Origin of the sequence: Kitasatospora sp. NPDC059462 (assembly GCF_042749955.1) — a bacterium.
GTDB lineage: Bacteria > Actinomycetota > Actinomycetes > Streptomycetales > Streptomycetaceae > Kitasatospora.
Genome location: NZ_JBHYUU010000012.1, coordinates 1 through 23,309, shown reverse-complemented (window position 1 = coordinate 23,309; position 23,309 = coordinate 1). Strand labels below are relative to the sequence as shown.

The 23,309-nt window shown below is 74.7% G+C and carries 19 protein-coding genes, 1 pseudogene and 1 riboswitch; of the genes and pseudogenes, 13 read left to right on the top strand and 7 right to left on the bottom strand.

The annotated features are described in order from the left end of the window. Positions 1-115 precede the first annotated feature (115 nt). Positions 116-2,305, top strand: a complete 2,190-nt coding sequence (locus ACFXAM_RS05690; RefSeq protein WP_380287817.1) for a HelD family protein — start codon at positions 116-118, stop codon at positions 2,303-2,305. Here the strand turns inward: ACFXAM_RS05690 and ACFXAM_RS05685 are convergent. The 3 genes from ACFXAM_RS05685 to ACFXAM_RS05675 form a co-directional block, all read right to left on the bottom strand. Beyond that, positions 2,299-2,742, bottom strand: coding sequence for a MarR family winged helix-turn-helix transcriptional regulator (locus ACFXAM_RS05685; protein ID WP_380287731.1), 444 nt, complete (start codon positions 2,740-2,742; stop codon positions 2,299-2,301). The genes ACFXAM_RS05690 and ACFXAM_RS05685 overlap by 7 nt on opposite strands. A 94-nt stretch (positions 2,743-2,836) precedes the next feature. Beyond that, the gene (locus tag ACFXAM_RS05680) at positions 2,837-3,223 is read right to left on the bottom strand and encodes a DUF3037 domain-containing protein (RefSeq protein WP_380287815.1); all 387 of its coding nucleotides are present in this window, start codon (positions 3,221-3,223) and stop codon (positions 2,837-2,839) included. A 125-nt stretch (positions 3,224-3,348) separates the two neighbouring features. Beyond that, positions 3,349-4,104 carry a HipA family kinase gene (locus ACFXAM_RS05675; protein WP_380287730.1) on the bottom strand — a complete coding sequence of 252 codons (756 nt, stop codon included), beginning with the start codon at positions 4,102-4,104 and terminating at the stop codon, positions 3,349-3,351. A gap of 205 nt (positions 4,105-4,309) precedes the next feature. On the opposite strand from ACFXAM_RS05675, the gene ACFXAM_RS05670 reads away from it, so the two are divergent. Then, positions 4,310-5,668 carry an NAD(P)/FAD-dependent oxidoreductase gene (locus ACFXAM_RS05670; protein ID WP_380287729.1) on the top strand — a complete coding sequence of 453 codons (1,359 nt, stop codon included), beginning with the start codon at positions 4,310-4,312 and terminating at the stop codon, positions 5,666-5,668. A gap of 23 nt (positions 5,669-5,691) precedes the next feature. On the opposite strand, the gene ACFXAM_RS05665 is transcribed toward ACFXAM_RS05670, so the two are convergent. Beyond that, entirely contained in the window at positions 5,692-7,056 is a 1,365-nt protein-coding gene (locus ACFXAM_RS05665; protein WP_380287728.1) for an aminotransferase class I/II-fold pyridoxal phosphate-dependent enzyme, read from the bottom strand. Positions 7,057-7,091: 35 nt separating this feature from the next. Here ACFXAM_RS05665 and ACFXAM_RS05660 point away from each other — a divergent pair, with 35 nt between their 5' ends. The 6 genes from ACFXAM_RS05660 (at position 7,092) to ACFXAM_RS05635 (ending at position 12,680) form a co-directional block, all read left to right on the top strand. Further along, positions 7,092-7,775, top strand: a complete 684-nt coding sequence (locus ACFXAM_RS05660; protein WP_380287727.1) for a pyridoxamine 5'-phosphate oxidase family protein — start codon at positions 7,092-7,094, stop codon at positions 7,773-7,775. 12 nt (positions 7,776-7,787) lie between these two features. Next, positions 7,788-8,441, top strand: coding sequence for an FMN-binding negative transcriptional regulator (locus tag ACFXAM_RS05655; RefSeq protein WP_380287726.1), 654 nt, complete (start codon positions 7,788-7,790; stop codon positions 8,439-8,441). A gap of 119 nt (positions 8,442-8,560) precedes the next feature. After that, positions 8,561-9,973: a sugar porter family MFS transporter gene (locus ACFXAM_RS05650; protein WP_380287725.1), complete on the top strand. Its 1,413-nt coding sequence runs from the start codon at positions 8,561-8,563 to the stop codon at positions 9,971-9,973. A 78-nt stretch (positions 9,974-10,051) separates the two neighbouring features. Then, on the top strand, positions 10,052-10,753 hold the full coding sequence (locus ACFXAM_RS05645) for a dienelactone hydrolase family protein (RefSeq protein WP_380287724.1): 702 nt from the start codon (positions 10,052-10,054) through the stop codon (positions 10,751-10,753). A gap of 84 nt (positions 10,754-10,837) precedes the next feature. Further along, complete coding sequence (locus ACFXAM_RS05640; protein ID WP_380287723.1) at positions 10,838-12,115, top strand: MFS transporter; 1,278 nt, start codon at positions 10,838-10,840, stop codon at positions 12,113-12,115. Positions 12,116-12,224: 109 nt separating this feature from the next. Further along, entirely contained in the window at positions 12,225-12,680 is a 456-nt protein-coding gene (locus ACFXAM_RS05635; RefSeq protein ID WP_380287722.1) for an HAD domain-containing protein, read from the top strand. Here ACFXAM_RS05635 and ACFXAM_RS05630 read toward each other — a convergent pair. Both ACFXAM_RS05630 and ACFXAM_RS05625 read right to left on the bottom strand, forming a co-directional pair. Next, a complete protein-coding gene (locus ACFXAM_RS05630) occupies positions 12,658-13,446 on the bottom strand; it encodes a CPBP family intramembrane glutamic endopeptidase (RefSeq protein WP_380287721.1) in 789 nt (262 codons plus the stop codon). The two genes, ACFXAM_RS05635 and ACFXAM_RS05630, sit on opposite strands and share 23 nt — an antisense overlap. 157 nt (positions 13,447-13,603) lie before the next feature. Further along, the gene (locus ACFXAM_RS05625; protein ID WP_380287720.1) at positions 13,604-15,109 is read right to left on the bottom strand and encodes a glutamate--cysteine ligase; all 1,506 of its coding nucleotides are present in this window, start codon (positions 15,107-15,109) and stop codon (positions 13,604-13,606) included. Positions 15,110-15,474: 365 nt separating this feature from the next. Here ACFXAM_RS05625 and ACFXAM_RS05620 point away from each other — a divergent pair, with 365 nt between their 5' ends. Together ACFXAM_RS05620 and ACFXAM_RS05615 are read left to right on the top strand one after the other, a co-directional pair. After that, the gene (locus ACFXAM_RS05620; RefSeq protein WP_380287719.1) at positions 15,475-16,089 is read left to right on the top strand and encodes a hypothetical protein; all 615 of its coding nucleotides are present in this window, start codon (positions 15,475-15,477) and stop codon (positions 16,087-16,089) included. Between the two features lie 341 nt (positions 16,090-16,430). Next, entirely contained in the window at positions 16,431-16,622 is a 192-nt protein-coding gene (locus tag ACFXAM_RS05615; protein WP_266273201.1) for a DUF5999 family protein, read from the top strand. A gap of 110 nt (positions 16,623-16,732) precedes the next feature. Here ACFXAM_RS05615 and gcvP read toward each other — a convergent pair whose 3' ends face one another. Then, positions 16,733-19,633: an aminomethyl-transferring glycine dehydrogenase gene (gcvP, locus tag ACFXAM_RS05610; protein ID WP_380287718.1), complete on the bottom strand. Its 2,901-nt coding sequence runs from the start codon at positions 19,631-19,633 to the stop codon at positions 16,733-16,735. Positions 19,634-19,870: 237 nt separating this feature from the next. Next, positions 19,871-19,974, bottom strand: a riboswitch (glycine riboswitch). A 216-nt stretch (positions 19,975-20,190) separates the two neighbouring features. Between gcvP and ACFXAM_RS05605 the strand changes: the two are divergent. The 3 genes and pseudogenes from ACFXAM_RS05605 to ACFXAM_RS05595 form a co-directional block, all read left to right on the top strand. Next, positions 20,191-20,565, top strand: a pseudogene (locus ACFXAM_RS05605) (PRC-barrel domain-containing protein); the annotation flags it as partial. A 480-nt stretch (positions 20,566-21,045) separates the two neighbouring features. Then, positions 21,046-21,495, top strand: a complete 450-nt coding sequence (locus ACFXAM_RS05600; protein ID WP_380287813.1) for a DUF2382 domain-containing protein — start codon at positions 21,046-21,048, stop codon at positions 21,493-21,495. Between the two features lie 140 nt (positions 21,496-21,635). After that, positions 21,636-23,129, top strand: a complete 1,494-nt coding sequence (locus ACFXAM_RS05595; RefSeq protein ID WP_380287717.1) for an MFS transporter — start codon at positions 21,636-21,638, stop codon at positions 23,127-23,129. Positions 23,130-23,309 lie beyond the last annotated feature (180 nt).

The following is a 23,309-nucleotide window of genomic DNA, read 5'->3' as shown; positions in this document are numbered from 1 at the left end:
GCAGTCAAGGCAATGAGCCCAACAAACTCCTCGCCGCAAGGATACCACACCCGTGAACGGATCTCCAGCGGTTCCCCCTCCTCCGACCGGACCGGACGCCTCCCTGGCCGAGGCCCTGCGCACCGAACAGGCCCACCTGACCGGCCTCTACGCCCAGTTGGACGCCGCCCGCGAGCGCGCCCGCCGGACCCTCGCGGCGGCCGGCCGCGAAGCCGGCCCGGGCGGCACCCACCAGGCCCGGCTGGAGCGCGAGCTGCACGCCGCCGAGGCCGTCCGCCGCGCCGCCCGGCTGGAGGCCGTCGAGCGCGGACTCTGCTTCGGCCGCCTCGACCACCGCGACGGCACGGTCCGCCGCATCGGCCGGATCGGCCTCACCGACGAAACGGCCGGGACGTACGAGCCGGTGCTGATCGACTGGCGCGCGCCGGCCGCCCGCCCGTTCTACACCGCCACCCCGGCCGACCCGGGCGACCTCCTCCGCCGCCGCCACCTGCGCACCAGCGGCCGCACCCTGACCGGACTGGACGACGAGGCGCTCGACCTGGCCGGCCTGGACGAGGGCGGCCGGCGCGGCCTCGTCGGCGAGGCGGCGCTGCTGGCCGCCCTCGACCGCGAGCGGACCGGCCGGATGGCCACCGTGGTCGCCACCATCCAGGCCGAGCAGGACCGGGTGATCCGCGCCCCGCTGCCCGGCGCACTGGTCGTCCAGGGCGGCCCCGGCACCGGGAAGACGGTCACCGCGCTGCACCGCGCCGCCTACCTGCTGTACACCCACCGCGCGGTGCTGGAGCGGCGCGGCGTCCTGGTGGTCGGCCCCAACCCGGCGTTCCTGCGCTACATCGACCAGGTGCTGCCCGCGCTCGGCGAGAGCGAGGTGGTGCTGAGCACCGTCGGCGAACTGTTCCCCGGCGTCCGGACCGCCGTCGAGGACGCGCCCGCCGCCGCGGTGGTCAAGGGCGGCCCGTGGATGGCGGACGCGGTGCGGCGCGCCGTCGAGGCCCACCAGCCGCTGCCCGCCGGCGACCTCCTGCTCGGCGAGCACCTGCGGCTGCCGCACCGGGCCTGCGCCGAGGCCAGGACGGCCGCGCGCGGCCTGCGCCTGCCGCACAACCGGGCCCGCGGGTTCTTCCTGCGCACCCTGCTGGACGCCCTCGCGGTGGCGCAGGCGCTCTCCCTCGGCCGTCCGTACGACGAGGAGGAGGCCCGCTACGCCCCGGGCGAGCTCTGGGCGCAGCCCGGGGTCCGCGCCGCACTGGACGCCCTCTGGCCGGTCCTGACACCGGGCCGGTTGATCGACCGGCTGCTCTCCGACCCCGCCCTGCTGGCGACCGCGGCCCCCGGCCTCTCCCCCGCCGAACGCTCCGCCGTGCTGCGCCCGGCCGGCACGCCGTGGACCACCGGGGACGTCCCGCTGCTGGACGAGGCCGCCGAGCTCCTCGGCGAGGACGGCGCCGCGGTCCGGGCCCGCTCCCGCGCCGCCGCACGGGCGCTGGACGAGGAACGGGCCTACGCCGAGGGCGTGCTCACCGTCACGGACCAGCACGCCGCCCTGGACGCCGGGCTGCTCGCCGAGCGCTTCCGCGACACCGGCCCGGAGCGCACCACCGCCGAGCGCGCCGCCGCCGACCGCACGTGGGCCTACGGGCACGTGGTGGTCGACGAGGCGCAGGAACTGTCCGCGATGGCCTGGCGCACCGTGCTGCGCCGGGTGCCGACCCGCTCGCTGACCATCGTCGGCGACCTCGCCCAGACCGGTTCGCCGGCCGGGGCCCGGGCGTCCTGGGCGGAGGTGCTGGACCGCGAACTGCCGGGCCGCTGGCGCGAGGAGAAGCTCACCGTCAACTACCGGACGCCGGCCGCGATCATGGCGCCGGCGGCGGCGGTGCTGCGCGCCCACGCCCCCGGCCAGGAGCCGCCGCGGGCCGTCCGGGAGACCCCAGCGCGCCCGCGGCCGGTGCCCGTTCCGGACGGCGACTACGCCGCGGCCCTGGCCGCCCTGCCCACCGGCCCCGGCACCCGCGGGGTGATCGCCCCGGACGCCCTCGCCGCCGCGCTGGGGGCGCTGACCGTCCGGGAGGCCAAGGGCCTGGAGTACGACGAGGTCGCGCTGGTCGACCCGGCCGCGCTGCTCGCCCAGGGGCCGGCGGACCTCTACGTCGCCCTCACCCGCGCGACCCGGCGCCTCACCCTGCTCCACCACGCCCCGCTGCCGCCCGCCGTCGCATCGGCCCTGACGGTCCGCGGTGGTCCCGGACCGGCGGACCCGGCGGACCGGGCGGGCGGTCCCGGCGACCGGGCCTACTGACGCCCGCTGAGCACCGGCAGCACGTGCAGGCAGATCGAGTGCAGCGCGGCGCGCTGCTCGCCGCTGAGGCTCTCGAAGGCCTGGTGGGTGCGGCCCATCTCGCCGCGGATCAGCGCCAGGATCTCCCGGCCCTGCTCGCTGATGACGACGATCTTGACCCGCCGGTCGCCCGCCGAGGCCTCCCGGCGGGCCAGGCCCAGCGCCTCCAGCCGGTCGACGATGCCGGTCACGTTGGAGGCGTCGCAGCCGAGCCGCCCGGCCAGCGCGCGCATCGGCACCGGCTCCTGGACGGCGCCGAGCGCCTTGGCCTGCGAGGAGGAGAGACCGTGCCGGGCGGCGGCGGCCGCGAAGTCCTGGAAGTACGCACCGCCGACGGCGGCCAGCGCCTCCATCAGCTCGGCGTTGGTCGGTACGGTCGTGGTCGTCGTCGAACCCATGGGGTCAGCCTACGACCGACTGCTTCACTTACTCAAGATTTGAGGACGGCAAAGGTCCGGCGGCCAAACCGCCGGACCCGGGAAGCCCCCGTGCTCAGAGCACCAGCTGGTCGAACAGCCGCCGCAGCTCCGCCTCCGGATCGGCGGTCAGCCCGGTGTGCACCGGCCCCGGCTGCACCACCGCGCTGCGCGGGGCGGTGAGCCAGCGGAACCGCTGCCCGGGGGCGTCCGCCGCGGCCGGACCGGCCTGCGGACCGCCCGCGCAGACCAGCTCGATCCCGTGCAGCGCCCGGCGCACCGCCGACACGTCGGCGACCGGGTCCAGCGCCAGCAGCCGCGCCTGGTCCAGATGGGTCCGCGCGGCCAGGTGGGAGCCCTGCCGGCAGTACAGCAGCACGCCCACGTTGACGCACTCGCCGCGCTCCACCCGGGGCACCGCCCGGATCACCGCGTACTCGTACTCGTGCAGCTCGGCCCGCAGCGGCGTCGCCGAGCGCGCCGACTCTCCCGTCCGGAGCTCGGCCGGCCCGGTGTCCGCCGCCCAGGACAGGCGGGACCCGGACAGACGGGACTCCGACAGCCCGAACTCCTCGAAGCCCGGCTCGCTCATGCGGACACCTCCGGCAGCCAGTCACGCGGACCGGCCAGTCGCGCGGACAGCTGGGCGCGGTACGCCTCGCGCACCGCCCCGGGCGAGTCGAACCCCGGCTCGTCCGCCAGCCAGACGTCGGGGATCTGCGCCACCGCCTCCGCGATCGCCGCCTCGGCGAGCGGTGCGAGCGCCTTGTCGGCCGCCGCCAGGTCCGGCCCCGCGCCCAGCAGCGCGTGGTCGGAGGCGTCGTAGGGACGGCGGGTCCAGCCGGCCGCGCCCGCCCAGTTGTGGTGGAAGATCAGGCTCGCGCCGTGGTCGATCAGCCGCAGGCCGCCGGTGGCGACCAGCAGGTTGGGGTTGCGCCAGGAGCGGTCGACGTTGCCGATCAGCGCGTCGAACCAGAGCACCTGCCCGGCCAGCCCGGCGTCCACCTCGAAGCAGACCGGGTCGAAGTTGAGCGCGCCGCTGACGAAGGCCATGCCCAGGTTGAGCCCGCCGCTGGCGCGCATCTGGTCCTGGATCTGCGGATCCGGCTCGCTGCGGGCCAGCACCGGGTCCAGATCGACGGTCACCAGCGCGGGCACCGGCAGGCCGAGCTGCCGGCCGAGCTCGCCGGCCAGCACCTCGGCCACCAGCGCCTTGCGGCCCTGGGCCGCGCCGACCCACTTCAGGGCGTACAGACGCCGGTCGTCGGCCTCGACCAGGCCCGGCATCGAGCCGCCTTCTCGCAGTGGCGTCACATAACGGACCGCCGTCACCTCGGGGAGCACGGCGGACAGCCTATCGGGCATATGCACGGGGCGGGTGTCGCTCGGCACGCTCGCCCGCCCGGGTCGTCTCCGGTGGCAGCCCCGGCTGCTCCGTGCGAGTGTGGCGGACAGTGATCGGGGCACCCGACGACCACGACCCGCGGCACGCCGGCCGCGCCGTGGGGCAACCACTTGCACCGGTACCGACTGCACTGTGAGGGACGCGATGGAACGAGCCCGGATCCTGATCGTGGGCGGCGGCTTCGCCGGACTGGAGTGCGCGCGCCGCCTGGAGCGCAGGCTCTCCCCCGCGGAGGCGGAGATCTCCCTGGTCACCCCGTTCAGCTACCAGCTCTACCTGCCGCTGCTGCCGCACGTGGCGGCCGGCGTGCTCACCCCCCAGTCGGTGGCCGTCTCGCTGCGCCGCTCGCTGCGGCGCACCCACATCGTCCCCGGCGGCGCGATCGGCGTGGACCCGGCCTCCAAGGTCTGCGTGGTCCGCAAGATCACCGACGAGGTGGTGGCACAGAAGTACGACTACCTGGTGCTGGCCCCCGGCAGCGTCACCCGCACCTTCGACATCCCCGGCCTGACCGACTACGCGCGCGGCATGAAGACCCTCGCCGAGGCGGCCTACGTCCGCGACCACGTGATCGCCCAGCTCGACCTCGCCTCCGCCAGCCCGGACCAGAAGGAGCGCGAGTCGCGGCTCCAGTTCGTGGTGGTCGGCGGCGGCTACGCGGGCACCGAGACCGCCGCCTGCCTGCAGCGGCTCACCACCGCGGCCGCCCACCGCTACCCGCGGCTGGACGCCCGGCAGATCAAGTGGCACCTCATCGACATCGCGCCGAAGCTGATGCCCGAGCTGGGCGACGCCCTCGGCACCGCCGCCCTGGAGGTGCTGCGCGAGCGCGGCGTCGAGGTGTCGCTGGGCGTCTCGGTGGCCGAGGTCGGCGCCGAGTCGGTCAAGTTCACCGACGGCCGGGTGCTGCCCTGCCGGACGCTGATCTGGACGGCCGGCGTCGCGGCGAGCCCGCTGATCGCCACCCTGGACGCCGAGACGGTGCGCGGACGGATCGCGGTCACGGCGGAGATGCGGGTGCCGCAGTACGAGGGCGTCTTCGCGCTCGGCGACGCCGCCGCCGTGCCGGACCTCGCCAAGGGCGACGGCGCGGTCTGCCCGCCGACCGCCCAGCACTCGGCCCGCCAGGGCCGGGCGGTGGCCGGCAACGTCATCGCGGCGCTGCGCAACCAGCCGCTGGAGCCGTACTACCACAAGGACCTGGGCCTGGTCGTGGACCTCGGCGGCAAGGACGCCGTCTCCAAGCCGGTCGGGGTGGAGCTGCGCGGGGTGCCCGCCCAGCTGGTGGCGCGCGGCTACCACCTGATGGCGATGCGCACCAACGTCGCGAAGTTCCGGGTGGGCGCCAACTGGATGCTCAACGCCACCGCCGGCGACGACTTCGTGCGCACCGGCTTCCTCGCCCGCCAGCCCGCCCGGCTGCGCGACTTCGAGTACACCGACGCCTATCTGACCAAGGACCAGGTCAGGGAGCACGCCCAGGCGCTGCTCGCCAAGGGCTGAGCGGCCGCGGCCGGCGGCCTTCGTCAGACCGGCCGGGACGCCGCGCCCTGCGCCCCCGGCCCGGCGGTCCCCTCCGCCCCGCCGAGCACCGCGGCGAGGTCCCCCGCCAGCCGCCGGGCGTCCGCCGGGTCGAGCCGGGCGACGGTGATCCGCAGCCCGGGCGGCGACTGCAGCCGGAAGCGCGCCCCGGGCGCCGCCACCCAGCCCCGCTGGAGCAGCGCGGCGAGCGCGACGGCCTCGTCCGCCACCGGCACCCAGACGTTCAGCCCGCTCGCGCCGTGCGCCGCGATCCCCCGCTCGGCCAGCGCGCCGATCAGCGCCTCCCGGCGCTCCCGGTAGGCGCCGGCCACCCGGTCGGCCGGCGCCGCGTCGGTGCGCCACAGCTCGGCCACCGTGTGCTGGAGCAGGTGGCTGACCCAGCCCGTCCCCAGCCGCTGGCGCCCGAGCACCCGGCCGACGGTGTCCGCGTCCCCGACCGCGACCGACAACCGCAGGTCCGGCCCGTACGCCTTGGCCGCCGAGCGCACCACCGCCCAGTGCGCCGGGCCCGCCCCGGCCAGCGGGTGGTAGGGCAGGTCGACGATGCCGTGGCCGTGGTCGTCCTCGATCAGCAGCACGTCCGGGTGCCCGGCCAGCACCGCGCGCAGCTCGGCGGCCCGCCCGGCGGTGAGCGCGGCACCGGTCGGGTTCTGCGCCCGGCTGGTGACGATCACCGCCCGCGCGCCGGCCTCCAGCGCCCCGGCGAGCGCCTCCGGCAGCGGGCCCGCGTCGTCGAGCCGGACCGGCACGGTGCGCAGGCCGAGCGCCGGCAGCAGGTCGAGCAGGCTGCCCCAGCCCGGGTCCTCGACGGCGACGGCGTCGCCGGGGCGCAGCCGGGTGACCAGGATCCGCTCGATGGTGTCCAGCGAGCCGGAGGCGACGGCGACCGGCCCGGACGGCAGGCCGTCGGCGGCGAAGCCCGCGCCGGCCAGCGCGAGCAGGCCCGGGTCGGCGGCCGGGTCGCCGTAGCGGACCGGGGTGCGGCGGGCGGCCTCGGCGGCGGCGGCCAGGGCCGGGGTGAGGTCGGGCAGCAGCGCCGGGTCGGGGTTGCCGTCGGAGAGGTCGCGGGCGTGCGGCGGGACGGGCAGGCGGATCTGGTCGCGCGGGGTGTGGGCGGGGCGCGGGCGGATCCGGCTGCCCTTGCGGCCGGCGGTCTCGATCACGCCGCGGTCGCGGAGCAGCCGGTAGGCGGCGGCCACCGTGTTGGGGTTGACGCCGAGGTCGGCGGCGAGGTCGCGCAGCGGCGGCAGCGGGGTTCCGGGGGCGAGCCGGCCGTCGCTGACGCCCCGCTCGACCTCGGCCGCGATCTCGCTGGCACGCCGACCGGTGATCCGATAGTCTCCTAGCACAAAATAGATTATGCACTAGTACATAGAGGTTTGTCATGTCGACCACGCCGGACAGCGACACGTCCTACCCCCGTACCCCGCGCACCACCCCCACCCGCTACAAGGAGCGCGCCACCTGGGAGCGCGAGGCGATCCACGCGATCCTGGACGCCACCTACCTCTGCCACCTCGGCTTCGTCGCCGACGGGGCGCCGGTCGTGCTGCCCACCATCCACGCCCGGGTCGGCGACCGCCTCTACGTGCACGGCTCCACCGGCAGCCGCCCGCTGCGCGGCGCCAGGGGCGGGCAGGGCCTGCCGGTCTGCGTCACCGTCACCCTGGTGGACGCCCTGGTGCTGACCAAGTCGGCCTTCAACCACTCGGTCAACTTCCGCTCGGTGGTCGCCCACGGCACCGCGCACCAGGTGACCGACCCCGAGGAGCTGACGGTCGCGCTGGACGCGCTGGTCGACCAGGTGGTCCCGGGCCGCTCCGCCGAGGTCCGCCCGGCCAACGCCAAGGAGCTCGCCGCCACCGCGGTGATCCGCCTCGACCTCGACGAGGTCTCCGCCAAGACCCGGGCCGACCTCGCCGACGACGACCCCGAGGACCTCGCCCTGCCGTACTGGGCCGGCGTCGTCCCGGTCACCGCCGGCTACGGCGCCCCCGAGCCGGACGCCTCCACCACCGTGCCGCTGCCCGCCAACCTCGCCGCCCTCACCGCCCCGCGCGCCGTCTGACCGGAGACCCCGATGCTGATCCGATCCTGGGACCGCGGCGACGAGGACGAATGGCGCGCCTGGCTCGCCGAGGGCCGCGACTTCGGGCTGCTCGCCGCCAACGGCGGGCCCGGCCACGGCCCGGTCCTGGTGCCCACCCACTTCCTGCTGGACGCCGACCGGGGCGAGATCCTGCTCCACCTGGCCGCCCCCAACCCGCTGCTCGCGGCCGTCCGGGCGGATCCGGAGGTCACCCTCGCGGTCACCGACGACTACGCCTTCGCCCCCGGCCACTGGCGCGGCGAGCCCGGCACCCCGACCAGCTTCTACGCCTCGGTGCAGTTCCACGCCACCGCCGTGCCGGTCGAGGACGCGGCCGGCAAGGCGGAGATCCTCAACCGGCAGCTGGCCCACTTCCAGCCGGAGAGCCCGCAGCTGCGGGTCGCCCCCGGCGAGGGCGAGCTCGGCCGGCTGCTCCCCGGCCTGACCGGGCTGCGGCTGACGATCCGCGAGGTGCGGGCCAAGTTCAAGTACGACGACAAGAAGCCGGCCGCCGAGCAGTACGCGCTGGCCGAGCGGCTCGCCGATCGCGCCCGCCCGCTGGACGCCGGCGCCCGCACCCAGCTGCTGCGCCGCAACGCCCGCCGGACGGCACCCGCCGTGCCGGGGAACCGCGCGCCGAGCTGACGCCCCGTCACCCGTTCGGCCCAGCCGCCGCGACGCGAGGCCCCCCGCGCTGATCGAATGTGAGACGAACCCTGCCCGCCCGGCCGTGCGGGCGGGACCGTCGACCCCGGGGAGCGCGCGTGTCCAGGCCCCACACCCATCCGGCTTCCGGCGAGGCGCACCTCGGGCACGTGGTGTTCATCTCGGCCGCCGCCGCGATGGGCGGTTTCCTGTTCGGCTACGACAGCGCGGTGATCAACGGCGCGGTGACGGGCATCCAGAAGCACTTCCAGGTGGGCAACGGCACCACCGCGTTCGTGGTGGCCATCGCCCTGCTCGGCTCGGCCGCCGGGGCGGTCGTGGCCGGCCGGCTCGCCGACCACCTGGGCCGGGTGCGCACCATGCTGCTGGCCGCGTTCCTCTTCGCGGTCAGCGGCATCGGCTCGATGTTCCCGCCGAACATCGAGGTGCTGGCCACCTGGCGGGTGGTCGGCGGCGTGGCGATCGGCATCGCCTCGGTGATCGCCCCGACCTACATCGCCGAGGTCGCCCCGACCGCCTACCGGGGCCGGCTGGCCTCCTTCCAGCAGATGGCGATCGTGCTCGGCATCACCGTCTCCCAGCTCGCCAACTGGGCGCTCAACCAGGCCGCCGGCGGGGAGTCCACCGGCCACCTGGGCGGCGTCCAGGCCTGGCAGTGGATGCTCGGCGTGGAGGCGATCCCGGCCCTGGTCTACGGTCTGATGGCGCTGGCCATCCCGGAGTCCCCGCGCTACCTGATCGCCGACCACCGGGAGGCGCAGGCGCGCCGGGTGCTGCGGGAGGTCGAGGGCGAGGACGTCGACCTCGACGCGCGGGTGGCCGAGATCCGCGCGGTGCTGGAGTCCGCCCGCAAACCCCGTCTCAAGGACCTGCTCGGCGGCCGGTTCGGCCTGCTGCCGATCGTCTGGGTCGGCATCGGCGCCTCGGCGTTCCAGCAGTTCGTCGGCATCAACGTGATCTTCTACTACTCCTCCTTCCTGTGGCAGTCGGTCGGCATCAACGAGTCCAACTCGCTGCTGATCAGCCTCTCCACCTCGATCATCAACGTGATCGGCACGGTGATCGCGATGGCCCTGGTCGACCGGATCGGCCGCAAGCCGCTGGCACTGGCCGGCTCGGCCGGCATGGCCGCCGCGCTGGGCACCGCCGCCTGGGCCTTCTCCTACCGGGAGGGCACCGGCGACGCCGCGACCCTGGACAACACCCACGCCACCGTCGCGCTGATCGCCGCGCACGTCTTCGTGCTCTGCTTCGCCTTCTCCTGGGGCGTGGTGGTCTGGGTGCTGCTCGGCGAGATGTTCCCGAACCGGATCCGCGCGCTCGCGCTGTCCGTGGCCGCCTCCGCCCAGTGGATCGCCAACTGGGCGATCACGGTCAGCTTCCCCGACCTCGCCGACTGGAACCTGTCGGCGACCTACGTCATCTACGCGGCCTTCGCGCTGCTCTCGATCCCCTTCGTGGCCTTCTGCATCAAGGAGACCAAGGGCCGTGCCCTGGAGGAGATGGGCTGACCCACCGGCCCCGCCGTTCCACGCCCCCGGCCACCGACCCGCCGCCGCGCCCGGCGGCCCGTCCCCCGAGAGGAAGCCATGCCTGACCAGGGCGGCTCCCGGCAGAACGTCACCTTCCCGAGCAACGGCCGCGAGGCCCACGGCTACCTGGCCCGCCCGCCGCTGGGCGTCGGCCCCGGCCTGGTGGTGATCCAGGAGTGGTGGGGCCTGACCCCGTACCTGGCCGGCGTGGCCGACCGGTTCGCCGCCGAGGGCTTCACCGTCCTCGCGCCGGACCTCTTCGGCGGCGCGACCACCCACGACAGCGCCGAGGCCGCCCGGCTCAAGCGCGAGCTCCCGGTCGAGCGGGCGGTGCGGGACCTGCGCCGCGCGGTCGACCTGTTGCTCGGGCTGGACGGTGTGGTCGGCGACGCGGTCGGGGTGGTCGGCTTCTGCATGGGCGGCGGCTTCGCCCTGCTGCTGGCCACCGCCGAGGGCGACCGGGTGGCCGCGGTGGTCCCGTTCTACGGGCTGCCGCCCGACCCGGACTTCGAGTACCGGGGCCTGACCGCCCATGTGCTCGGCCACTACGGTGAGCACGACCGCGCGATCCCGATGGCCGCCGTCGACGAGGCCGCGATCCGGATCGGCGAGGCCACCGACGTCCGCCCGGAGATCCACTTCTACCCGGCCGGGCACGCCTTCATGAACGAGGAGAACCTGCTCGGTACCTACGACCCGCTGCAGGCCGAGATCGCCTGGCGGCGCACCCTGACCTTCCTCCGGGGCCACCTCGGCTGACCGCCGGGAGCACCCCGTCGGCGCCCGTCCGGCGCCCCCTGTAATCGGATGGACACGGACCATCCGCCCCGGCATAGTCACGGGGTGCAGAGCCAACCGCCACCCTCCCCCGCCGGCCGCCTCGCCTGGGCGAGCCGCAACTTCCGGATCCAGACCACCGCCACCGTGGTCAGCGGCCTCGGCAACGCCGGCGCGCCCATCGCGACCGCCTTCGCCATCCTGGACGGCGGCGGCTCCACCACCGACGTCGGCTACGTCACCGCCGCCCGGCTGCTGCCCACCGTCCTGCTGCTGGTGGTCGGCGGCGCGCTCGCCGACCGGCTGCCGCGCCACCACGTCATGGTCGCCGCCAATGTGTTCAGCGCCGTCGCCCAGGGCGCCCTCGCCGCCCTGGTGCTGGCCGGCGACCCGGCCCTGTGGCAGCTGATGCTGCTGTCGGCCGGCGCCGGGGCGGGCTACGCGTTCTACACCCCCGCCGCCGGCGGCATGATCATGGAGAGCGTCGCCCCCGAGCACGCCGCCCGCGCCTTCTCGGTGTACCGGATGGGCTTCAACGGCTCGCAGATCGGCGGCGCCGCGCTCGGCGGCGCGCTGACCGCCGGGGTCGGCGCCGGCTGGGTGCTCGCCCTGGACGCGGTCTGCTTCCTGGCCGCCGCCGCGCTGCGCTTCCTGCTGGAGCCGCAGGCCCCGGCGGCCCCGGCCGGGGGCGGCGGGCTGCTCCGCGACCTGCGCGAGGGCTGGCAGGAGTTCTCCTCCCGCCGCTGGCTCTGGGTGGTCGTCCTCCAGTTCTCGGTGCTGGTCGCCTGCGTCGGCGCGGTCGAGGCGGTGTACGGCCCGGCCTTCGCCAAGGAACGGCTCGGCGGTGCCCGGGACTGGGGCCTGGCGATGGCGGCCTACGGCGTCGGTCTGGTCGCCACCGGCGTGCTGATGACCCGCTGGCAGCCGCGGCGGATCCTGCTGGCCGGCAACTGGGGCGTCTTCCTGTTCGGCGTGCCCGCGCTCGCCCTGGCGGCGTCCGCCCCGCTGCCGGTGCTCTGCGCGGCGATGTTCCTCTCCGGCGTCGGCGTCACCGTCTTCGGCGTCAACTGGATGATCGCGCTGCAGCAGGAGATTCCCCCCGAGGCGTTCTCCCGGATCATCGCCTACGACGAACTCGGCTCGCTGTCGCTGGCACCGCTCGGCACCGCGCTGGCCGGCCCGGTCGCCGGCCGGCTGGGCCTGTCCGGCGCGCTCTGGGCCTGCGCGGTGATCTCGCTGGTGCTGAGCGCCGCCGTGCTGCTGGAACCGGAGGTCCGTCGCCTCTCCCGGCGCCCGGCCGCCCCGGCCGCCGACGCGCTCCCGGTCCCCGCCACCACCGGCTGAACCGCCCGGCGCACCCCGTGCGCCCCCGTGTGCGCCCTCCGGCGGGCAACCACCGGAGGGCGCGGCACGTCCGTCCAGGTGACGACGGATGAGACCTGGGAGACCCCCGATGCCCAAGCCACTGCTGTTCCTGGACGTCGACGGTGTGCTCAACCCGGTCTGCCCCGCACCCGAGGCCGACTTCGACGCCCACACCCTGTTCGGCTACACCGTGCTGCTCTCCGCCCGGCACGGCACCTGGCTGCGCGAACTGGCCGGCCGCTACGAACTGGTCTGGGCGACGACGTGGGAGGAACACGCCAACACCCACATCTTGCCGCTGATGGAACTGCTCTCCGCCCGCAAGTGGGCGCCGCTGCTGCGGTACGCCGCCGGCCGCCCGTTCGCCTGGGTCGACGACGTGATCCCGCCCCGGCTGGTCCGCAACTCGCTCTGGCGCCGCGACCGCCTGCTGCTGGCCGTCGACCCCGGCCAGGGCCTCGAACGCCACCACGTGGACCGGCTGCTGGCCCGCCCGCCGCGCCCCGGGGCGGTGCTCCCGCTCAGCCGGTGGGCAGCCAGCTGACGTGCCCGGCGAGCAGCGCGTACCCGACGAACGCCACCGTGTCGATCAGCGCATGCGCCACCACCAGCGGCATCACCCGCCCCCACCGCCGGTACAGCAGGCAGAACACCACGCCCATCACGATGTTGCCGACCAGCCCGCCGACGCCCTGGTACAGGTGGTACGAGCCGCGCAGCAGCGAGCTCGCCGCCAGCGCCGCCAGCCACGACCAGCCCAGCTGCCCGAGCCGGCGCAGCAGGTAGCCGAGGACGACGACCTCCTCCAGGATCGCGTTCTGCCAGGCCGACAGCAGCAGCACCGGGATCCGCCACCAGACCTCCGGCAGCCCGGACGGCGCGACCGTCAGGTTGTAGCCGGCCGCCTGCGAGGCCAGGTAGAGCGCCAGCCCCGAGCCGCCGATCGCCGCCGCGACGGCCGCGCCCCGGCCGAGGTCGCCCAGCTTGCGCCCGAGGTCGAAGCCCAGCACCCGCAGCGTGGTGCCCTCGCGCACCAGCAGGTAGCCGACCAGCACGACCGGCATCAGCCCGCGGCCGATGTAGTAGAGCTGCCAGACCAGGTCCAGCCAGGGCCGGCCGGGGGCGCGCGAGCCGTTCAGGGTGGCGACCTGCTGGCCCAGTTTCAGCGTCTCGGTGAGCGAGCCGGTGAAGCTGATCAGCGCGCTGATGCCGCTCGCCCCGAGCGAGAGGCCGAGGACGGTCAGCAGCTCCACCCCGAGCAGGCGGCGGGTCGGCTTCGCGGTCTCCGGTACGGTCGGAACGGTCGTCACGGGGGTGCTCCAGCACGGGCGGCGGCGGACGGGCGGCGCTCCGGGCGCCGGCGGGCGGCCGTCGGCGGACCGGAGCGATCATCCTTCCACAGCGCGCCCGGCGGGCCGGGGGTCCGGGGACGGGGTCCGGGGGTCCGGGGCCCGGGGGTCCGGGGGCCTACCCCACCGGCCAGGTGTGCACCGGCTCGCCGCCGCGCATGTGCTCCATGTACCGCCGGGTCATCGCCGCCAGCGCGGCCGGCCGCTCCATCCCGTACTGCTCGCGCAGCCGGTGGAAGGTCGCGCTCTGCCAGGACGCGCCGTTGACCCGGCGCAGGCAGCGCTGCTCGATGATGCCGAGGTAGCGGTCCCGGTCGGCCGGCTCCACGCCCCAGGCGTCCAGGCCCTGGTAGGCCATCGGCAGCAGTTCGTTGAGCACCAGGTCGACGGCGGGCACGGTGGTCAGCCCGCCGGCGCGACCGGCCCGGCCCTGCTTCGGCCACTGGAACACCGCGTCCACGCCGTACCGGGCGGCCTGCTGGAAGTTCTCGTCGGCCCGCTCGAACGGCAGCCTGGTCCAGATCGGCCGGGACTGCTCGGCCAGCACCCGCACCACGCCGTAGTAGAACGCCGCGTTGGCGAGCGTGTCGGCCACCGTCGGCCCGGCCGGCAGCGCCCGGTTCTCCACCCGCAGGTGCGGCACCCCGCCGCTGACGTCGTACACCGGCCGGTTCCAGCGGTAGATGGTGCCGTTGTGCAGCCGCATCTCGGCCAGCCGGGGCACGCCGCCGGAGGCCAGCACCTTGGCCGGGTCCTCGTCGTCGCAGATCGGCAGCAGCGCGGGGAAGTACCGCAGGTTCTCCTCGAACAGGTCGTACGCCGAGTCCACCCAGCGTTCGCCGAACCAGGTGATCGGGCGCACGCCCTGCGCCTTGAGCTCCGCCGAACGGGTGTCGCAGGCCTGCTGGAAGAGCACCGGCCGGGTCTCGCGCCACAGCTCCCGCCCGAACAGGAACGGCGAGTTGGCGCCGAGCGCGAGCTGCGGCCCGCAGATCGCCTGGGCCGCGTTCCACACCGAGGAGAAGCGCTGCGGCGTCACCTGGAGGTGCAGTTGCAGCGAGGTCGCGGCGGCCTCGGCGACCATGGTGATCGACTCCAGCTGGAGGTGCTCGACGCCCTCGATGTCCAGCGTGATGTCCTCGCCCCGGGCGGCCAGGATCTGGTCGCTGAGCAGGCTGTACCGCTGGTTGTGGGACATCGCGTCGAGCCCGGTGTGGTCGAGCTCCAGGGTCGGCAGGATGCCCACCATGACGATCCGCGCGCCGGCCTCGGCGGCCCGCCGGTCGGCGTAGCGCAGCCCGGTGTCGATCTCCTCGCGCAGTTCCTCGAAGACGTGCCCGAAGAGCCGGTGCGGCGCGATGTTGACCTCGATGTTGAAGCGCCCCAGCTCGGTCTGGAAGTCGGCGGAGCCGATCGCGGTGAGCACCTGGGCGTTGTTCAGCAGCGGCAGGCCCTGTTCGTCGGCCAGGTTGAGCTCGATCTCCACGCCGATGACGCCCTTGGGGCGGTCGAACCGCTCCTCCCGCAGCATCCGGCCGAGCGCGTCGAGGCAGGACTGGAGCTTTCGCCGGTACATCTGCCGGTCCGAAAGGTCCGCCCGGGTCGCCACGACCTTCTCGCCCATGGTCTCCTCCTCCTGAGCCGGCCGGCCCCCGACCGTGCAAGCATCATGCCCACCCCGAAGATCGATACCCGAACGCTTCGATTGGCTTGCATTGCAAGGAAACTGATGCCGTTTCAGCGCAACTACCGACTTGCCCGGGGCCACCGCCTGTGATAAACAGGTCACCCTGTGCACCTGTTCGAGTAGAATTCGCACTGCGCCACGGCCCGGCCCGCCATCGCCCGCGAGACCCCGGCGACGACGGCCGCGCCGGCACCGCGATCCTGCCCAACCGGACAAGGCCCAGGTCCCGTCACCGTCGACGCACCAGCCATGCCGGTATGCCGCACTCGCACGCCGATCTCGCACGGAGAGGCGACCTTGCCATGACTCTGCAGACCCCCCAGCCCCCGCCCAGTGCCCTGCGCGCGGTCCTCGCCGCGCTCGACTCGGAGACCGCGCTGCGCCAACCCGCCGCCGCCGCGCTGCGTCACCCGACCGGGCCGCTCCTCCCCGCGCACCCGCTCGCCGTCCACGTCCTGGAGGGGCCGCGGGCCGAACTCGCCGCCGCCCGCCGCACGGGGTGGCGGTTCCTCATCAAGGACGGCACCGAGGTGGCAGCCGCCGCCGAGGTGGTGCAGGGGGCGGAGGGCCACACCTTCTCCCACTTCACCGCCGGGCCGTACCTCGACTCCACGCTCCGGGCGCTGCGCGAGGCCTGGCAGCTCACCCAGTCATCGCGGTCCCGCTGCCAGCCCCGGCTGCTGACCTTTCCCGGCCAGTACGCGACGGCGCTGTGGCTGCACAGCCCGGACGGCGGCGCGGACCTGCTGATCCCGCTGGCGCCGGCCCCGATGGGCGTCACCGCGCACCGCGCCCACCCGGCCGCCGAGGTGCTGCCGCTGCTGGCCCGCACGCCCGTCGCCCGGACCCAGGCCGCCCCCCGGCCACTGCTGCTGGGCACGACGGACGGCGCCCGGCTCCCCTCCGGGGCGCTCTGAGGTCCCGGCCGCCGTCCGGCCCGCCACCCGGTCGGGCCATCCGGCATGGCCCGACCGGGCCGTGCGCCGGATGGCCCGTCCGGCACGGCCCGCGGCGCCCGACCACCTGAACGGGTGATCTCTGCCCGGGGGTTGTGGCGCATGTCACGAAATCGCTGCGCGCGCGTCCGCAGATGCCGACACTGGGAACCAGCGTGGAAGGACCTCCTGTCCTACCCACTTGAGCGCTGGTCCACACCCGGCCCGGCGCCGGACAGAATCCGACCACCGCGGCGGCGGCCGCCGGCCACCGGCGCCACCGCACCACGGGGAGGATCGCAGAGCGAAGCGAGGGTACGTGTATGTGCCAGCACCGTCCTGAATGCCCGTCGGCCGAGTCCGAGGACCGCGAGGCCGCCGTGCCGGTGGCCTGCCACCCGGAGCAGGGCTGGAGCCTGCTCTGCAACGGCGTCCTGCTGTTCGAGGACACCGGTGAGCTGCTGCCCGACGGCCGGGTGATCGCCCCGCGCCGCCCGGCCGCGAGCGCGGTCTGAGCCGCCGGGCGTCCACGGGGGAACGCGCGCAACGGGCAGGGCCCCGGCGGAGTGATCCGCCGGGGCCCTGTCGCGTGCCGCGAGGCCGTGCGCCACGCGCCGTGCGCCGGTCAGACGCCGTACTCGTCCAGCGGCGGGCAGGAGCAGACGAGGTTGCGGTCGCCGTACGCGCCGTCGATCCGGCTGACCGGGGGCCAGTACTTGTCCGCCGGGTTCACGCCGGCCGGGAAGACCGCCTCCTGCCGCGTGTAGCCGTGCGCCCAGTCGCCGGCCAGCGTGGCGGCGGTGTGCGGGGCGTTGCGCAGCGGGTTGTCGTCGGCCGCCCAGGCGCCCGAACCGACCTTGTCGATCTCGGCCCGGATCTCGATCATCGCGTCGCAGAACCGGTCGATCTCGTGCAGGTCCTCGGACTCGGTCGGCTCGATCATCAGCGTGCCGGCCACCGGGAAGGACATCGTCGGCGCGTGGAAGCCGTAGTCGATCAGGCGCTTGGCGATGTCGTCCACCGTCACGCCGGTCTCCTTGGTGAGCGGGCGCAGGTCGATGATGCACTCATGCGCCACCAGGCCGCCCGGGCCGGTGTAGAGCACCGGGAAGTGCGGGGCCAGCCGCTTGGCGATGTAGTTGGCGTTCAGCACCGCGACCTGGGTGGCGCGCTTGAGGCCCTCGCCGCCCATCAGCCGGACGTACGACCAGGAGATCGGCAGGATGCCCGCCGAACCCCACGGGGCGGCCGAGATCGGGCCGACGCCGGTGGCCGGGCCGGCCTCCTCCTGGAGCGGGTGGTTCGGCAGGTACGGCGCGAGGTGCGCGCGCACCGCCACCGGGCCGACGCCCGGGCCGCCGCCGCCGTGCGGGATGCAGAAGGTCTTGTGCAGGTTCAGGTGCGAGACGTCCGCGCCGAACTTGCCCGGCTTGGCGAGGCCGACCAGCGCGTTCAGGTTGGCGCCGTCGACGTACACCTGGCCGCCGGCCTCGTGCACCAGGCCGCAGATCTCGGTGATCTGGGTCTCGTACACGCCGTGGGTGGACGGGTAGGTGACCATCAGCACGGCGAGGCTGTCGCGGTGCTGCTCGATCTTGGCCTTGAGGTCCTCGACGTCGACGTCGCCGTCGACCAGGGTCTTGACCACGACCACGCGCATGCCGGCCATCACCGCGGAGGCGGCGTTGGTGCCGTGCGCGGAGGACGGGATCAGGCAGACGTCGCGCTGGGTGTCGCCGTTGGCGTGGTGGTAGGCGCGCACGGCCAGCAGACCGGCCAGCTCGCCCTGGGAACCGGCGTTCGGCTGAATGGAGACGGCGTCGTAGCCGGTCACCTCGACCAGCTGGCGCTCCAGCCCGCGGATCAGGGTGAGGAAGCCCTCGGCCTGGTCGACCGGCGCGAAGGGGTGCAGCTGGCCGAACTCCGGCCAGGTCACCGACTCCATCTCGGTGGTCGCGTTGAGCTTCATGGTGCAGGAGCCCAGCGGGATCATGCCGCGGTCCAGCGCGTAGTCCCGGTCCGACAGGCGGCGCAGGTAGCGCAGCATGGCGGTCTCCGAGCGGTGGCTGTGGAAGACCGGGTGGGTCAGGTACTCGCCCTCGCGCAGCAGCGCGGCGGGCAGCGCCTCGGCGTCCTCCGCCACCTCGACGCCCTCGACGCCGAACGCGGCCCACACGCCCGCCAGGTGCTCGCGGGTGGTGGTCTCGTCGGTGGAGACCGAGATCCGGTCCGCGCCGTCCTGGAAGACGTTGATGCCCTGGGCGCGGGCGGCGGCGGCGATCTCCGCGGCGCGGCCGGGGACGACCGCGGTGACGGTGTCGAAGAACTCGCCGTGCAGCAGCTCCACGCCACCGGCCCGCAGGCCCGCGGCGAGGGCGGCGGCGTAGCGGTGGGTGCGGCGGGCGATGTCGGCCAGGCCGTCCGGGCCGTGGTAGACCGCGTACATCGAGGCCATCACGGCGAGCAGCACCTGGGCGGTGCAGATGTTGCTGGTGGCCTTCTCGCGGCGGATGTGCTGCTCGCGGGTCTGCAGGGCCAGGCGGTAGGCGCGGTTGCCGTCGGCGTCGACGGAGACGCCGACCAGGCGGCCGGGCAGCGAGCGGGCGTACTCGGCGCGCACCGCGAGGTAGCCGGCGTGCGGGCCGCCGAAGCCCATCGGCACGCCGAAGCGCTGCGAGGTGCCGCAGGCGATGTCGGCGCCGAGCTCGCCCGGGGACTTCAGCAGGGTGAGGGCCAGCAGGTCGGCGGCGACGGCGACGATCGCGCCCAGGCCGTGGGCCTGCTCGATCACCGGGGCGAGGTCGCGGACCACACCGGTGGCACCGGGGTACTGGAGCAGCAGGCCGAACACGCCGCGCTCGGCGATCTCGGCCGGGATGCCCTCGGACAGGTCGGCGACGACGACCTCGACACCGGTCGGCACGGCGCGGGTGTTGATCACCGCGACGGTCTGCGGCAGGGTCTCGGCGTCGACCAGGAAGACACCGCCCTTGACCTTGGTGACGCGGCGGGCCAGCGCCATCGCCTCGGCGGCGGCGGTGCCCTCGTCCAGCAGGGAGGAGCCGGAGGTGGGCAGGCCGGTCAGGTCGGCGACCAGGGTCTGGAAGTTGAGCAGCGCCTCCAGGCGGCCCTGCGAGATCTCCGGCTGGTACGGGGTGTAGGCGGTGTACCAGGCCGGGTTCTCCATGACGTTGCGCAGGATCACCGGCGGGGTGAAGGTGCCGTAGTAACCCAGGCCGATCATCGAGGTGAGGACGGTGTTGCGGCCGGCCAGCTCACGCAGCTCGGCGAGGACCTCGGCCTCGCTGCGCCCGGCGGGCAGGTCGAGCGCGGTGATCGAGCGGATCGCCTCGGGGACGGCGGCGGTGGCCAGCTCGTCCAGCGAGCCGTAGCCGACCTGGGCCAGCATCTTCTCCTGCGCGGCGGCGTCGGGGCCGATGTGGCGGTTCTCGAAGGGGCTGGCCTGTTCGAGCTCGGTGAGGGTCGCGGGGGTGGTGGGGCGTCCCGAGTTCGGCTGGGCGTTCATGGTGGTCGAGGCCTCCTGGTCACGGACCGGCGGGGGTGCGCACGCCGGCGCCTCACCGCTGCGGACAACAGCGGGGGCCCGGTCGGACGAACCCGACAGGCCTCCCCCTCTGTCATCGGGACCTGAGAGCTTCGCCCGCGCGGAGCGCCGTGGGACGCCCCGCCGGCTTGCACCGTCGGTGAGGGTGGGGTCCGCCGGCTCCCTCGCCCGCGATCCTGCCCTGCTTTCCAGAGTGACCTATCCCGCACGGTACGGATGCCTGAGAGATTCCGGGGAGGAGTTGCTCCTTCGGCGCCCCGACCAGCGGTTTCCGCTGTCGGGGACTCTCCCGAGCGGGCTCGGCGGTCGCGCCCAGGGTACCAGCGGGAGGCACCCCGATCACGGGTGCGTCAGGCCCGACCGCGACTTCGCGGCTGACACCCCGCGGTGACCCGGTCGGCGCAGCCCCGGGCCCGTCCGGCCGCACCCCGGTCGCGCCCGCCCGATTCATGGCATTTGGTGTGAAGTGCCGCTGTCCTGCGGGCGTTTCCGCGACCTCACCGCACTGGAGGAAAAGAGTGCAGACCGACATCGACCCCCGGGACCTCATCGGCCACAAGGCGGTCGACCGCAACGGGGACAAGATCGGCACCATCGACGAGGTGTACCTGGACGACGCCACCGGCCGTCCCGAATGGGCCGCCGTCCGGACCGGCATCTTCGGCCGGGACGCCTTCGTCCCCCTCACCACCAGCGAGTTCTCCGGCGACGAGCTGCGGGTGCCGTACGACAAGTCCCTGGTGAAGGAGTCACCGGACTTCGGCGTGGGCCAGCACCTGTCGCCCGCCCAGGAGCTCCAGCTCTACCGCTACTACGGACTGGACACCCCGGCGCAGGACCGGCCGCGGGCGGGCGGGGGCCCGGCGGCGGAACCGGACGACCTCGACTTCGGCACCACCACCGCCGGCACCGGTGCCGCCGCGGCGACCGCTCCCGCCGCCCACGGAACGCCCGCGACCAACGGGGCGGGCGCCACCAACGGGACGGGCGCGACCCCCGGCACCAACGCCTCGCGCCCGGCCAAGGCGCTCACCTTCCACCGGGCGGCCGACCTCGACAAGCCGTCCGGCCCCGCCCCGGAGGTTCCCGCGCGCCCCCTCGCCACTCCCGCACCCGTCACCCCCGCGGCCCCCGCCGCCCCGGCGCCCGCACCCTCCGCCGCGGCACCGGCCGCCCCGCCCGTCCCGCCGCCCGTCGCGCCGCCCACCGCGCAGCCCGCAGCCGCGCAGCCGGCCGCCACCCCGCCCGGCCATGCGCAGCCGGCCGTCGAACCGCAGCCCCAGCCGCAGGCACAGGCCCAGCCCCCGTCCCAGCCCCAGCCGCGGTCCGCGCGCCCGGAGACCGGTCCGGCCGCCCCCTCCCCCACCGGCCGGCTGGAGATCACCTGCCGCGAGGAGCGCCTGGACATCACCACCGAGTGGCACGTGATCGGCACCGCCAAGCTACGCAAGTACGTCACCAGCGAGCAGGTGGAGCGCCGGGTCCCGGTGGTCCGCGAGCGGGTCCGGGTCGAGCGGATCCCGGTCGGCGAGGCCGAACGGGCCGCGCTCGACGAGAAGGAGATCGCCGAGGCGGTGGAGGAGGTCACCCTGCGCGAGGAACGCCCGGTGGTCCGCAAGTACCTGGCGCCGCTCGAAAGGGTCCGCCTGGTGGTCGAGCGGTACACCACCGAGGAGGTGGTCCGCGAGGAGCTGCGGCGCGAGCAGGTCGAGGTCCACGACGACGTCACCGCCGCCCCGGCCGCCCCCTCGTCACCGCCGCCCGCCGCACCGCCCGCCGCCCAGGCCCCGGCCCGCCCGGAGCCGGCCCGGCCGCTGGTCTGACACCTCCGGCACCGGACCCCGGCCGCCCCGGCCGGGGTCCTTCCTTTTTACCAAGGCTTAACCAATGAATATTTGACATGCTGAAGTATCTCTCGGCATGGTTACTTCAGTTCATTCACTATGTACGGGAGGAAGCAACCGTGAGTGAGGCACCACAGCCCACCACCGCGGCCGAGAAGAAGCAGAGCAGCGCCCGGGTCCTGCCGGCCCTCATCCTGGCGATGCTGTCGTTCAGCGTGGTGCAGACCGCGGTCGTCCCGATCCTGCCCTCGCTCGCCAAGGAACTGGACGTCTCCGGCTCCAGCATCACCTGGCTGATGACCGCCAACCTGCTGTCCGCCGCCGTGCTCACCCCCCTGCTGGGCCGCTTCGGCGATCTGCGCGGCCGCAAGCCGATGCTGCTGATCTCGCTCGCCGGCCTGGTCGCGGGCTCCGCACTCGCGGTCTCCACGCACTCCTTCACCTGGCTGGTCGTCGCCCGCGTGCTGCAGGGCGCCGGCGGCGGCGTGCTGCCGCTCGCCATCAGCATCGTCCGTGACGAACTCCCCAAGCAGAAGGTGACCGGCGGCGTCGCCGCCATCAGCGCCTCGATGGGCGTCGGCAGCGGCCTCGGCCTGGTCGCCACCGGCCTGCTGCTGGAGCACTGGAGCTACAAGTCCATCTTCTGGATGGGCCTGGTCTTCGGTCTGATCGCGGTCGCCCTGGTCGCCCTGCGGGTGCCCACCGACCCGGTCACCGACAAGGACGGCGGCGCCGACCCGCTCGGCGCGCTCACCCTCGCCGGCTGGCTCTCCGCCCTGCTGGTCGCGGTCAGCCAGGGCAACACCTGGGGCTGGACCTCCACCAGGACCCTCGGCCTGTTCGCCGTCGCCGCCGTGGTCGCCCTGATCTGGGGCGTCATCGAGGTCAAGGTCGCGCACCCGCTGGTCGACATGACGATGATGTCCCGTCCGGCCGTCGCCTTCACCAACCTGGCCGGCCTGCTGATCGGCTTCGGCATGTACGGCTCCTTCATGGTCATCAGCAACTTCGCCCAGACCCCGGAGAAGTTCGCCCACTACGGCTTCACCGCCACCGTGCTGCACGCCGGTGTGATGCTGCTGCCCTCCGCCCTCGGCTCGATGGTCGCCGCCCCGCTCGGCGCCCTGCTGATCGCCCGCCGCGGCCCGCGCCTGCCGCTGGTCCTCGGCGGTGTCCTCGGCGCCGTCGCGATGGCCTACCTGGCCCTGCGGCACAGCCACGAGGGCGACATCTACCTCTCCTCGGCGATCTTCGGCCTCGGCATCGGCCTCGCCTTCTCGGCGATGCCCGCCTACATCAACGGCGCCGTCCCGGTCGAGCAGAGCGGCATCGCCAACGGCATGAACGCCGTGCTGCGCACCGTCGGCGGCGCGATCGGCACCGCCGTCATGGCCGCCATCCTCACCGGCGACACCATGAAGCTGCCGATCCCGGTCGCGCTGCCCACCCTGGACGCCTACCGGCACGCGTTCTGGACCGCCGCCGTGGTCTGCGTCGTGGCCGGCGCCGTCCCGTTCCTCATCCGCACCGTCAAGCCGGTCGTCAGCGTGACCACCGGCAACCGGGTGGCGGACCCGATCCCCGGCCGGGAGCCGGTGAAGACCGACGCCTGACGAGGCGTCCGCCCCCGCGCCCAGGGACAGGGCGCGGGGACCGGACCCGGACGGCCGCCCAGGGCATCGCGGCCGGCCGAGCCCCGAACCGCACGCGGCCCCCCCCCGCACCCCCCCCCGGCGGGGCCGCGACGCGTCCACGACCAACAACCCCACCCCCCCCACCCCCACCCCCCCCCC

Coding starts and splice junctions, on each gene's coding strand:
- ACFXAM_RS05615 (WP_266273201.1), top strand. CDS start 16,431: ATGTGCCAGCACCGTCCTGAATGCCCGTCGGCCGAGTCCGAGGACCGC.
- ACFXAM_RS05685 (WP_380287731.1), bottom strand. CDS start 2,742: ATGGGTTCGACGACGACCACGACCGTACCGACCAACGCCGAGCTGATG.
- gcvP (WP_380287718.1), bottom strand. CDS start 19,633: ATGAACGCCCAGCCGAACTCGGGACGCCCCACCACCCCCGCGACCCTC.
- ACFXAM_RS05670 (WP_380287729.1), top strand. CDS start 4,310: ATGGAACGAGCCCGGATCCTGATCGTGGGCGGCGGCTTCGCCGGACTG.
- ACFXAM_RS05625 (WP_380287720.1), bottom strand. CDS start 15,109: ATGGGCGAGAAGGTCGTGGCGACCCGGGCGGACCTTTCGGACCGGCAG.
- ACFXAM_RS05635 (WP_380287722.1), top strand. CDS start 12,225: ATGCCCAAGCCACTGCTGTTCCTGGACGTCGACGGTGTGCTCAACCCG.
- ACFXAM_RS05645 (WP_380287724.1), top strand. CDS start 10,052: ATGCCTGACCAGGGCGGCTCCCGGCAGAACGTCACCTTCCCGAGCAAC.
- ACFXAM_RS05655 (WP_380287726.1), top strand. CDS start 7,788: ATGCTGATCCGATCCTGGGACCGCGGCGACGAGGACGAATGGCGCGCC.
- ACFXAM_RS05660 (WP_380287727.1), top strand. CDS start 7,092: ATGTCGACCACGCCGGACAGCGACACGTCCTACCCCCGTACCCCGCGC.
- ACFXAM_RS05620 (WP_380287719.1), top strand. CDS start 15,475: ATGACTCTGCAGACCCCCCAGCCCCCGCCCAGTGCCCTGCGCGCGGTC.